Below are 11,679 nucleotides of genomic sequence, written 5' to 3' on the forward strand. Positions count from 1 at the left end.
CCGGCGCTCGCATCGTCGAGATCGCCCTCGAGGCCGGCATTGAGAGCGATCTGGCGGACCGGGGCGCTCAGGGCGACCTTGACGATGTTGGCGCCCGTGGCCTCGTCCTGAGGCAGGTCGAGCTTGTCGAACGCCTTGGCACCGGCCTGGAGCAGGGCCACACCGCCACCGGCGACGATGCCCTCCTCCACCGAGGCCTTGGCCGCGCGAACGGCATCCTCGATGCGGTGCTTGCGCTCCTTGAGCTCGACCTCGGTGGCCGCCCCGACCTTGATGACCGCGACGCCGCCGGCGAGCTTCGCCAGCCGCTCCTGGAGCTTCTCGCGGTCGTAGTCGGAGTCGGTGTTGTCGATCTCGGCGCGGATCTGGTTGATGCGACCCGAGACGTCGCTCTTCGAACCGCCGCCCTCGACGATCGTCGTCTCGTCCTTCGTGACGACGACCTTGCGGGCCTTGCCGAGCAGCTCGACGCCGACGGTCTCGAGCTTCAGGCCGACTTCCTCGGAGATGACCTGACCGCCGGTGAGGATCGCCATGTCCTGGAGCATCGCCTTGCGGCGCTCACCGAAGCCCGGCGCCTTGATGGCGACCGACTTGAACGTGCCGCGGATCTTGTTCACGACGAGCGTGGCGAGCGCCTCGCCCTCGACGTCCTCGGAGATGATCACCAGCGGGCGACCCGACTGCATGACCTTCTCGAGCACCGGAAGGATGTCCTTGACCGCCGAGATCTTGCTGCTCACGTAGAGCAGGTAGGCGTCGTCGAGGACGGCTTCCATGCGCTCGGGGTCGGTGACGAAGTACGGGGAGATGTAGCCCTTGTCGAAGCGCATGCCCTCGACGAGGTCGAGCTCCATGCCGAAGGTCTGGCTCTCCTCGACCGTGATGACGCCGTCCTTGCCGACCTTCTCGAGCGACTCGGCGATCATCGCGCCGATCTCCTTGTCGGCCGCCGAGATGGCGGCGACGTTGGCGATCGCGGAGGGGTCGGTCTCGACCTTCTTCGACGCGCTCTTGATCGAGTCGACGGCCGTGGAGACCGCGGTCTCGATGCCCTTCTTCAGCGTCATCGGGTTGGCGCCGGCCGCGACGTTGCGCAGGCCCTCACGCACCATCGCCCAGGCGAGCACGGTCGCGGTGGTCGTGCCGTCGCCGGCGACGTCGTCGGTCTTCTTGGCGACTTCCTTGACGAGCTCCGCACCGATCTTCTCGTACGGGTCCTCGAGGTCGACTTCCTTGGCGATCGACACACCGTCGTTCGTGATGGTCGGGGCGCCCCACTTCTTCTCGAGGACGACGTTCCGACCCTTCGGGCCGAGCGTGACGCGCACGGCGTCGGCGAGCTTGTTCATGCCCGCTTCGAGCGACCGGCGGGCGTTCTCGCTGTAGGCGATCTGCTTGGGCATCTTGGGACAACCCCCTGGCAGCGGCGGCGCTGCGAATCGACGGGTGGGTGACGGTATTTCCGGATCGGTCGCACTCGACCGTTAGCACTCAACGGCTGGGAGTGCTAAGTCATGTTGGCACTCTCGGTCCGCGAGTGCAAGCCGAGGGGCCGGGTCCGCCGACCCTCCCGGGACCTCGCCGGCCCGGTTGCCGGCGACGTTGCGGCAACCAAACGGGCCGCTCGAGCGTCGATACGGGTGGGGGCGAGATCCCCGGACCGATCCGTTGCGGTGTGCGCCGCCTGCACCTAGCGTTGCGCCGCTGTCTGATGGGGGGACACATGAGGATCCGCAGGGTGAGGGGCCTGGCCGTCGCGATCCTGGCCGGATGCGTGATGGGGGCCGCGCCGGCCGCCGCCGTCGGGGCCGCCACTCGCGCGGCCGCCAAGACGACGTTGACGGCCACGCCGGACTCGAACCTTCGCGACGGCCAGTCGGTCACCGTGACCGGTGCCGGCTATCCGGCGAACGCGGAGACCGACCTGGTCCAGTGCGAGCAGGACCAGGGCTGCGACTTCTCGAACCTGCAGTTGCAGGACACCGACACCGACGGCAACTACACGACGACGTTCACCGTCCGCCGGATCATCACGCTCGGCTCGGAGACCGTCGACTGCGTCGCGAAGCAGGACTGCGTCCTCGTCTCGCTCGACATCAGTGACCTCAGCACCGGCGCGCAGACGGCGATCACGTTCGATCCGAACGCGCCCTTCCAGAAGCCGCTCCGCTTCCGCGTGACGCCCGACCACACCGGGCACGTGGTCGTCGACAAGGGCGTGGTGCGCCTGACCGGAACCGTCGAGTGCAACCGGGCGGTCACCATCGACGCCGACATGGCGCTGACGCAGGTCTACGGCCGCAGCATCTTCCAGTCGGAGGTGTTCCCCGAGATCCAATGCGACCACGGCGGCCACTGGGCGGTGGTGTTCCGTCCGCAGAACGGTCTGTTCGACGCGGGATCGGCGAAGGTGCGCATCTCCGCGTTCGGCTTCAGCGGAACGACCGAGTACGAACAGTTCAAGACCACCCCCCTCACCCTCGTGCCCCGCGCCTCGTGAAGGGACCTCTCGCCATGCGAACGACTCGATTCGTACCCGCACTCGTGACCGTCGGCCTGCTCGTGGCGGGTTTCGCGAGTCCCGCCGCGGCCGCGGCGCCGACGATCACCGTGAAACCGAACCACAAGCTCGTCGACGGGCAGACGGTTTCGGTGTCGGCCACCGGGTTCCTGCCGAACACCGACATGGCGATCGTCATGTGTCCGACGTCGACGATCAGCCCGTCGGACTGCGATCTCAACACGGTCGTGATCGCGTCGACCGACGGGAACGGCGCGTACAGCGACGTCCCGTACAACGTCGCGCGCACGTTGAGCGACGGCACCGACTGCGTCACGAACAACGGTTGCTACATCGGGACCCAGGCACTCGACGCGACCGGCAAGACCGCGAGCACGCTCGTGAAGTTCGACCCGAGCGTCCCGCCGTTCGTGCTGAACGTGCGCGTCGACCACACCGACAAGGTGAACGCGAAGGGCGTCGTGACGCTCAAGGGCACCGTGCACTGCGAGAACGGCAGCGCCGACGTCGGCGTCGAGCTCGACCTGCGACAGGTCGTCGACCGGTCGATCTTCACCTCGAGCGGCTTCGCCGAGGTGCAGTGCACCGACGGCTCGACCACGCCGTTCCGCGCGACCGTCCGACCGCAGAACGGCTTCTTCGGACCCGGCGCCGCGTCGGTGTTCGTGAACGCCTTCGCGGGCAGTCACTCGCTGTACCACAAGGTCGGCGTGACCTTGACGGCAAGCTAGCGCGCCCGGCTTCCTACCCTCCCGCGACCGCGGGGACGATGCTGACGACCTGACCCGCCGCGATCGGCGTGTCGAGGTTCTGCAGGAAGCGGATGTCCTCGTCGGCAACGAACACGTTCACGAAACGACGCAGCGCACCGGAATCGTCGAAGACGCGCTCGCCGAAGCCGGGGTGCGCGGCGTCGAGCGCCTTCAGCACCTCGGCGACGGTCGAGCCGTCGACACTCGCCTCGGACGCGCCGCCCGTGAGCGAACGCAGCTGCGTGGGGATCCGAACCGTGACCGGCATCACTGCTCCTCGACCGTGAAGGACTCGTGGAAGGCATCGAGCGTCGGCGCGATCGTGGCCGTCGGACCGACGACACCGGACACCGCGTCGAGCGTCTTGAGGCCGTGCCCGGTGATGTAGACGACGACCCGCTCGTCGGCGCGTACGACGCCTTCGCGTGCGAGGCGCACGAGCGTCGCGATCGTCACGCCCGCCGCGGTCTCACCGAACACACCCTCGGTGCGCGCGAGCAGGCGCATCCCCTCGACGATCTCGTCGTCGGTGACCGCCGCGAGCGCGCCGCCGGTGTCGCGCACGGTGTCGAGCGCGAAGTAGCCGTCGGCGGGATTCCCGATCGCGAGCGACTTCGCGATCGTGTCCGGCTTCACCGGCTTGATCGTGTCGTTGCCGTCGAGGAACGCGCGCGCGACCGGCGAGCAACCCTCGGCCTGCGCGCCCGAGACCCGCAGGTGCGGCTCCTCGTCGAGCAGCCCGACGCGGTACAGCTCGTGGAAACCCTTGTGGATCTTCGTCAGCAACGAGCCGCTCGCGACCGGCACGACGATGTGGTCGGGCGCCTGCCAACCGAGCTGCTCCGCCGTCTCGAACGCGAGCGTCTTGCTGCCCTCGGCGTAGAACGGCCGCATGTTCACGTTCACGAACGCCCACTCGTACGTGCTCGCGAGCTCCGCGCAGAGACGGTTCACGTCGTCGTAGTTGCCGCGCACGGCGACGACGTTCCCGCCGTACACCGACGTCGTGACGACCTTGCCCGCCTCGAGATCGCTCGGGATGAACACGTAGCTGCGCAGTCCCGCGTGCGCCGCGTGCGCCGCGACCGCGTTCGCGAGGTTGCCGGTCGATGCGCACGCCGCGGTCTTGAAGCCGAACTCGAGCGCCTTCGACAACGCGACCGACGTCACGCGGTCCTTGAACGAGTTCGTCGGGTTGCGCGTGTCGTTCTTCAACCACACCTCGCCGAGCCCGAGCTCTTCGGCGAGGCGATCGGCGCGCACGAGCGGCGTGAAGCCGGCGCCGAGGTCGATCGCGGCATCACGCGCGACGGGCAGGAGATCTGCGTAGCGCCAGATCGACAGCGGACCCTTGGCGATCGCCTCGCGGCTCGTCTGCTTCGCGATCTCGTCGTAGTCGTAGACGACTTCGAGCGGGCCGAAGCACCACTCGCACGTGAAGATGGGCGCGACGGCGAACTCCTTGCCGCACTCGCGACACCTCAGGCCTTGTACGTAGGGCATGTTCGTGATCCTCCTCATCTCGATGCGCTCTCGAGCGCCTCGAAGCGGGGGACCGCTCTTCGGCTAACTCATCGGTCAGGCATTGGCACCTACCGCTCTCCCCGGTCGCCCGGTTCGGGAGGTTGGTTGCCGCGGCGTCGTAGGGCCTGTCCCTCGGCCGCTCTGGATGAGCGCGTGTGTTCGCCAGAAAGGGTACCAAGGGCCCGGCGAGGCAGTCGAGCCATATGGGTCGCGCCCGCGCGCGTCGGCGAAGCGTGCGAGGCCGACCGTCGGGAATTGCTGCTCTAGCCTGGAACCCGATGGCGGTGCGACCCCTCGATCGTGAGCGCGCGGCCGGTTCCGTATCGGTCTGTCTGCCCGCGCGCGACGAGGCCGCGACCATCGGTCCGATCGTCGCCGCGATCCGGCGCGATCTCGTCGAGCGCGACGGGCTCGTCGACGAGATCGTGGTCGTCGACGACGGCTCGACCGACGAGACCGCGCGCATCGCCGAGGGCGAGGGCGCGCGCGTGGTCGCGGAAGCGACGATCCTGCCGGAGCTCGGCGAGGGCAGCGGCAAGGGCAACGCGTTGTGGAAGTCGCTGTACGTCTGCGAGGGCGACATCGTCTGCTGGCTCGACGCCGACATCCGCAACTTCGACTCCGCGTTCGTGTCGAAGCTCGTGCGTCCGTTGCTCGACGATGCGAACGTGCTCTTCACGAAGGCGTATTACCGACGGCCCCTGAACGGTGAGCCGAACGGCGGCGGGCGCGTCACCGAGCTCGTCGCGCGCCCGATCATCAGCCAGTGCTTCCCCGCGCTGCGCGACATCGTGCAGCCGCTCTCGGGCGAGTACGCGGGGCGGCGCGAGGTACTCGAGTTGCTTCCGTTCGTCGAGGGCTGGGGCGTCGAGCTCGGCCTGCTCGCCGACCTCGCGCAGCGCTACGGCGCGGGCGTGATCACGCAGGTCGATCTGGGCGTGCGAGAGCACCGCAACCGTCCGGTCGACGAGCTCGGGCCGCAGGCGCTCGCGATCCTCGTCGCCGCGCTGCAGCGCGTCGGCGTCGGTGATGTCGCGCCGGTCGCGACCGAGCTCGTGCGCTTCGACGACGATCACCGTCCGGTGCGCGTGCCCGTCGAGGTGCGCGAGCGCCCGCCGATGCGCACGGTTCCCGCGTACCGCGCGCGTTTCCGCCGCGAGCTGGCGGTCTGACCTTTCTGGTCGGGCTCGCAAGCTTCGCCCTCTCCGACGCCTCAGCCGCCGGCACGGCCGGACCGCAAAGCGACCCGGCCGATCGGGCGGGAACTACCGCTGGAACGCGCCTGGTACGACGCGCTTCGGATGCATGACGAACGTCGCACCAAGGGTTACCGGCCGTAGCGATCGGGCGCTACCGCGCGAGAAAGGTGCGGGCGAGATCGAGCGCGGCTTCTTCGGCGAGGAGCGCGGCGCGCGTGAACGACTCCTCCGGTTCCCACGCACGCTCGTCGAGCGCGAGCACGACGACGCCCTGCGCCTCGAGCGCGGAACGCGCGTCGTCGTCCACGTGACCCGCGATCACCGCTCGTTGCGCGATCTGCTGCTCGGCCGCCCATTCGAGCGCGCCGCCGACGACCTTGCCGACGAGGCTCGTGACGTCGAGCTTGCCTTCGCCGGTCACGACGATCGCCGCGTGCTCGAGCGCGTCGCCGAACCCCGCCGCGGTCGCGACCACGTCGAAGCCCGGTTCGAGGTTCGCGCCGAGCGCCGCGAGCCCGCCGGCGAGTCCGCCGGCCGCGCCTCCCGACTCGAGCGCGCGCACGTCGACTCCTTTGCGGGACTCGTAGGTGTCGGCGAGCTTGCCGAGCCGGCGCGTGAGCAGCTCGATCTGCGCGGGCGTCGCGCCCTTCTGCGGCCCGTAGACGCGCGCCGCGTCGAGGAACGGCGTCGTCACGTCGCACGCGACCGTCACCTCGATCGTCGGCAGCTTCCAGCCGAGCGCGTCGATCGCGCCGAGACCACCGTCGGTCGACGCGCTCCCACCGACGCCGACGATGATGCGCCGCGCACCCTCGCGCGCCGCGACGCCGATGAGCTCGCCGGTACCGCGGCTCGACGCGCGCAACGGATCGTTGCGCCCCGCGACGAGCGCGAGTCCGCTCGCGCGCGCCATCTCGACGACCGCGGTACCACCCCGCAGCATCCCCCACTCCGCGACGACCGGCTCACCGAGCGGTCCGGTCACCTCCGCCGTCCGACGAGACCCGCCGACGGCCGCGATCAGCGCGTCGAGCGTGCCCTCACCGCCGTCGGCCAAGGGCAACGCGACCGCATCCTCGATCCCGCCGCGCCGCAGACCCTCGACGATCGCGGCCGCGGCCTCGCTCGCCGAGAGGCTCCCGCGGAACTTGTCAGGACACACAACCGCGGTCGTCACGGCGCATAGATTGCTCCAGCAATCCACCGAGCGGGAAAGCCGAGGTCGCGTGCTCGAACGGGTCCCCCTCCTCGAGAAGAGCCTGAACGATTACGCCGAGGTCGTCGAGCCCGGCACCATCGAACGTATCCAGGCGCTCGCCAAGCCCCTGCAGGGCGCGCGCGTGCTGCACATCAACGCGACGGCGTACGGCGGTGGCGTCGCCGAGCTGCTCGCCACCCACGTGCCCCTGCTGCGCGACCTCGGCCTCGAAGCCGAGTGGCACGTGATGCGCGGGAGCGACGAGTTCTTCCAGGTCACGAAGGCCGTGCACAACGGGTTCCAGGGCGCGCCGATCGAGTGGACCTCGGCGATGGAGCACGTCTACCTCGAGCGGGTGCTGTCGAACGCGATCGAGCTCGAGGGCGAGTGGGACTACATCGTCGTGCACGACCCGCAGCCCGCGGCCCTGCGTGAGTACTCGCGTGGCCGCGCGATCGACGCGTCCGACACCCAGTGGATCTGGCGTTGCCACATCGACCTCACCGACGCGAACGCCGACATCTGGAACTTCTTCCGGCCGTTCGTCGAGTGCCACGACGCGGCCGTGTTCACGATGCCGGAGTTCGTGCCCGACGCGCTCGACATGGACGACGTCGCGCTGCTCCCCCCGTGCATCGACCCGCTCGCGGTGAAGAACCTCGAACTCCCCGACCCGTTCGTGCGTGAGATCTGCCGGCAGTACGGCGTCGACGTCGAACGTCCGATCGTGTGCCAGGTGAGCCGCTTCGACCCGTGGAAGGACCCGGTCGGGGTGATCGAGGCGTTCCGCATGGTCAAGAAGACGGTGCCCGACGCGCAGCTCGTGCTCGCGGGCTCGATGGCGACCGACGACCCCGAGGGCTTCCACATGTGGGAGCTCACCGAGAACGCGCGTGACGGCGACGCGAGCATCCACTTGCTGTCGAACATCCAGCAGGTCGGCGCGGTACAGATCAACGCGTTCCAGCGCGCGGCCGACGTCGTCGTGCAGAAGTCGCTGCGCGAAGGATTCGGCTTGACGGTGAGCGAAGGCCTCTGGAAGGGCCGCCCCGTGATCGGCGGCCGCGCGGGTGGGATCACGTTGCAGATCGCCGACGGCGAGACCGGCTACCTCGTCGACTCCATCGAAGACTGCGCGCAGCGTTGCATCGAGCTGCTCGAAAGCCCGGCGCACGCCGACGAGTTGGGCACCAAAGGCCGGGAGCACGTCCGCCGCAACTTCCTCTCGACGCGCGAGCTCGAGGACTGGTTGCGCCTCTTCACGGACGTGGGCAACTGATCGCGTGATCATCGCGTCGCAACGAGGTCCGGTGTCCTTCTCGGCCGCGCCGGACGGTGGATTCGTCGCGCGCCGCGGCGCGGGCGGTGTCGTGAGCGCACTCGCGCCGTTGGTCGCTGCGACACCGGACGCGTGCTGGTTCGCCGCCGCGGGAAGCGCCGACGATCGGGCCGCGGTGCGCGCGGGGGCGGCGCGCGTCGACGGGCTCGACTGCCGGCTCCTCGCCGTCGACGAGGATGCGCGCCGGATGCAGGTCGACATCGTCTGCAACTCGACGCTCTGGTTCCTCTACCACGGCCTCTTCGACCACGTCCGTAGGCCGCGCTTCGACGCGCGGTTCCGCGAGGCTTGGGACGCGTACGGGCTCGTGAACACCGACTTTGCCGACGCGATCGCGAATGCCGCGACCGACGGCGACGTGGTGATCGTCAACGACTACCACCTCTCGCTCGTACCCGAGATGCTGCGGTCCCGACGCCCCGACCTGCGCGTCGTGCACTTCAGCCATACGCCGTTCTGCGGTCCGAACACGATTCGGGTCCTGCCGGACACGGTCGCGGAATCGATCTGCCGATCGCTCGGCGCGTCGGCAGCCGGTTTCCACACGCAACGATGGGCCGACGCCTTCTCCGCGTCGGTCCGCACGGTGCTCGGCGCACCACCGCACCATCCGCCGTTCGCGGCGTCGCTCGGACCCGACGTCGACGCGCTCGAGTCCGCGCGCTCGGAGCCGGGTGTCGCGAATGCGCGTGACGCGCTCGACGGTCTCCTCGACGACCGCGTCGCGATCGTGCGCGTCGATCGCATCGAGCCGTCGAAGAACATCGTGCGCGGCTTCCTCGCGTTCGACGCGCTGCTCGACGCGCGTCCGGACCTGCGCGGCCGCGTCGTGTTCGTCGCGCGCGTCTACCCGTCGCGGCAGGGCCTCGCCGAGTACCTCGCGTACACGAACGAGGTCGAGCAGGTCGTCGATCGGGTCAACGAACGCTGGGCGACTGCGGCATGGCAGCCCATCGTCCTCGACGCGCGCGACGACTACCCACGCACGATCGCCGCGCTCGAACGCTCCGACGTGCTGCTCGTCAACCCGGTGCGCGACGGGCTCAACCTCGTGGCGAAGGAAGGTCCGGTGCTCAACCGGCGCGACGGCGTGGTCTGCCTGTCACGCGAGGCGGGCGCGTTCGACGAGCTCGCACCCGCGGTCGAGATGGTGCACCCGTACGACCTCGACCAGACCGCGGCCGCGCTCGCCACCGCGATCGACCTCGAACCCGCGGCCCGCGCAGAACGAGCGAAGCGTTTGCGCGCGCTCGTCACCACGCGCAACCCGCGCGTCTGGCTCGACGACCTCGTCGCGGCCGCGGGTTAAGCCGTCAACGCGTCCGCGAGCGCGGTGAGCCAGTCGAACAAGCCGGCCGGGCCCGCGACGACGAGGTCGGCACGCTCGACGAGCTCGCCGGGAGCCTCTTCGGAGTCGACCGCGACGCGCACGATGCCGTCGAGGTCACCGCGCTCGGCGAGCGCGGCCAGCGCGTCGAACGCGGGCAGGTCACCGCGGTCGTCGCCGGCATAGGCCGCCCGCGTGACGCCCGGCGTGTCCGCGAGCAGCGCGCACACGGCAGTGCCCTTGTCGAGGGTGAGCGGTGGGCGCAGCTCGCGCGCCATGCGGGTCGGGTAGACCGCGAGGCCGAGCCGGGTGCCGAGCGCGTCGATCTCGGCGACCCGTGCGTCGGAGATTTCGCCCATCGCGCGCCAGTGCACGGTCACCGCGATCTCGCCCTTGCGCTCGATCAGGAGCTCGGGCCAGCGGCGCGCGGCCTCGTCGGCAGCGGCCGCAACCGCCTCGCGGTACGGCAGCGCCGCGGGCTCGACGACGGTGCGACCGTCGACCCGCCGTTCGAGCCCGTACTGACCGAAGAGCTCGATCGACGGGATCGGCACGACGCGATCGAGGAAGTCGAGGGGCCGGCCGCTCACGATCGCGACCAGCGCGAGCCGTTCCGCGAGCCGTGACAGCAGCGCGAGCGTCGCAGCCGGTGCCGTCACCTTCTCCGGGTCGATCTCGATCGCCGACAGCGACCCGTCGAAGTCGAGGAGCACCGCCGCGACCTCGGGTCGTGCCGCGAGGAGCTCGACCATTGCGCCGGGCGCGACCACGGTGCGACGCTACCCCGCGTGGATACCGGAGATGCCGCCCGAGCGACGGTCGCGCAGCACGAGACCGCGCTCGTCGACCTGAGCCATCGCATCCACGCGCATCCCGAGCTCTGCTACGAGGAGACGCAGTCGAGCGCGTGGACCGCGTCGCTGCTCGCCGACGGCGGCCTCGCAGTCGACACCGGCGTCGGTGAGCTCGACACCGCGTTCGTCGCGCGTGCGGGCTCGGGACCGCTCCACCTCGCGATCTGCGCGGAGTACGACGCGCTGCCGGGCATCGGTCACGCGTGCGGTCACAACATCATCGCGGCGGCCGCGGTCGGCGCCGGGCTCGCGCTCGCGCCGATCGCCGACGACCTCGGCATCACGGTGTCGGTCGTCGGCACGCCCGCCGAAGAGGGCGGTGGAGGCAAGGTCTATCTCCTCGAACGCGGCGTGTTCGCGGGCATGCACGCGGCGATGATGGTGCACCCCGCGCCGCTCGACGTCCTCCGTCCGCGCGTGAGCGCGGTGTCGCACTTCGCCGTGCGTTACACGGGCCGCGAGTCACACGCGGCCGCGGCGCCGCACCTCGGAGTGAACGCGGCCGACGCGTTCGTCGTCGCGCAGACGGCCATCGGCTTGCTGCGCCAGCACCTGCGCCCGACCGAGCAGGTGCACGGCTTCATCGACCATGGCGGCGACGCCGCGAACATCATCCCCGCGCACACCAGCGGCGACTGGATGGTGCGCGCGACCACGATCGACGAGCTCGCGAAGGTGAAGCCGCGCGTCGATCATTGCTTCGAAGCCGGTGCGCTCGCGACCGGTTGCACGCTCGAGCTGCGCGAGGTGTGTCCCGACTACGCGCACATGGACCACGACGCCGAGCTCGTCGCGGCATACGAGCAGAGCGCGGAGTCGATCGGACGGCGCTACGGCGACGGCGACATCACGTTCTCGACCGACATGGGGAACGTCTCGCTCGCGATGCCGTCGATCCATCCGTGCATCGGCATCGAGACGGCGGGCGCGGTGAACCACCAGCCCGAGTTCGCCGCCGCGTG

The 11,679-nt window shown here is 69.9% G+C and carries 11 protein-coding genes and 1 riboswitch; of the genes, 6 read left to right on the forward strand and 5 right to left on the reverse strand.

Annotated elements, in window-relative coordinates:
• A partial coding sequence (gene groL / locus VH914_02785) for a chaperonin GroEL (protein ID HEX4490107.1) occupies positions 1 to 1,406 on the reverse strand: 1,406 nt, incomplete at its 3' end.
• A 335-nt stretch (positions 1,407 to 1,741) separates the two neighbouring features.
• On the opposite strand from groL, the gene VH914_02790 reads away from it, so the two are divergent.
• Positions 1,742 to 2,503 carry a neocarzinostatin apoprotein domain-containing protein gene (locus tag VH914_02790; GenBank protein HEX4490108.1) on the forward strand — a complete coding sequence of 254 codons (762 nt, stop codon included), beginning with the start codon at positions 1,742 to 1,744 and terminating at the stop codon, positions 2,501 to 2,503.
• A 14-nt stretch (positions 2,504 to 2,517) separates the two neighbouring features.
• Entirely contained in the window at positions 2,518 to 3,255 is a 738-nt protein-coding gene (locus tag VH914_02795; protein HEX4490109.1) for a DUF6299 family protein, read from the forward strand.
• 13 nt (positions 3,256 to 3,268) lie between these two features.
• Here VH914_02795 and VH914_02800 read toward each other — a convergent pair whose 3' ends face one another.
• Both VH914_02800 and VH914_02805 read right to left on the reverse strand, forming a co-directional pair.
• A complete protein-coding gene (locus VH914_02800; GenBank protein HEX4490110.1) occupies positions 3,269 to 3,544 on the reverse strand; it encodes a MoaD/ThiS family protein in 276 nt (91 codons plus the stop codon).
• On the reverse strand, positions 3,544 to 4,779 hold the full coding sequence (locus tag VH914_02805; protein ID HEX4490111.1) for a threonine synthase: 1,236 nt from the start codon (positions 4,777 to 4,779) through the stop codon (positions 3,544 to 3,546). Before VH914_02805 ends, VH914_02800 begins: the two co-directional genes overlap by 1 nt.
• 65 nt (positions 4,780 to 4,844) lie before the next feature.
• A riboswitch (SAM riboswitch) is annotated at positions 4,845 to 4,952 on the reverse strand.
• A gap of 126 nt (positions 4,953 to 5,078) precedes the next feature.
• On the opposite strand from VH914_02805, the gene VH914_02810 reads away from it, so the two are divergent.
• Entirely contained in the window at positions 5,079 to 5,972 is an 894-nt protein-coding gene (locus tag VH914_02810; protein ID HEX4490112.1) for a glucosyl-3-phosphoglycerate synthase, read from the forward strand.
• 178 nt (positions 5,973 to 6,150) lie between these two features.
• Here the strand turns inward: VH914_02810 and VH914_02815 are convergent, their stop codons facing one another.
• A complete protein-coding gene (locus VH914_02815; GenBank protein HEX4490113.1) occupies positions 6,151 to 7,176 on the reverse strand; it encodes a glycerate kinase in 1,026 nt (341 codons plus the stop codon).
• A gap of 49 nt (positions 7,177 to 7,225) precedes the next feature.
• Between VH914_02815 and VH914_02820 the strand changes: the two genes are divergently transcribed.
• On the forward strand, positions 7,226 to 8,476 hold the full coding sequence (locus tag VH914_02820) for a glycosyltransferase (GenBank protein ID HEX4490114.1): 1,251 nt from the start codon (positions 7,226 to 7,228) through the stop codon (positions 8,474 to 8,476).
• Positions 8,477 to 8,480: 4 nt separating this feature from the next.
• Positions 8,481 to 9,845 carry a trehalose-6-phosphate synthase gene (locus VH914_02825; GenBank protein ID HEX4490115.1) on the forward strand — a complete coding sequence of 455 codons (1,365 nt, stop codon included), beginning with the start codon at positions 8,481 to 8,483 and terminating at the stop codon, positions 9,843 to 9,845.
• Here the strand turns inward: VH914_02825 and otsB are convergent.
• Positions 9,842 to 10,633 (reverse strand): trehalose-phosphatase, encoded by a 792-nt coding sequence (gene otsB, locus VH914_02830; protein HEX4490116.1) that lies wholly within the window; start codon positions 10,631 to 10,633, stop codon positions 9,842 to 9,844. The two genes, VH914_02825 and otsB, sit on opposite strands and share 4 nt — an antisense overlap.
• Before the next feature lie 18 nt (positions 10,634 to 10,651).
• Here otsB and VH914_02835 point away from each other — a divergent pair.
• A partial coding sequence (locus VH914_02835; protein ID HEX4490117.1) for an amidohydrolase occupies positions 10,652 to 11,679 on the forward strand: 1,028 nt, incomplete at its 3' end.

The organism is Acidimicrobiia bacterium (assembly GCA_036271555.1).
Classification (GTDB): domain Bacteria; phylum Actinomycetota; class Acidimicrobiia; order IMCC26256; family PALSA-610; genus DATBAK01.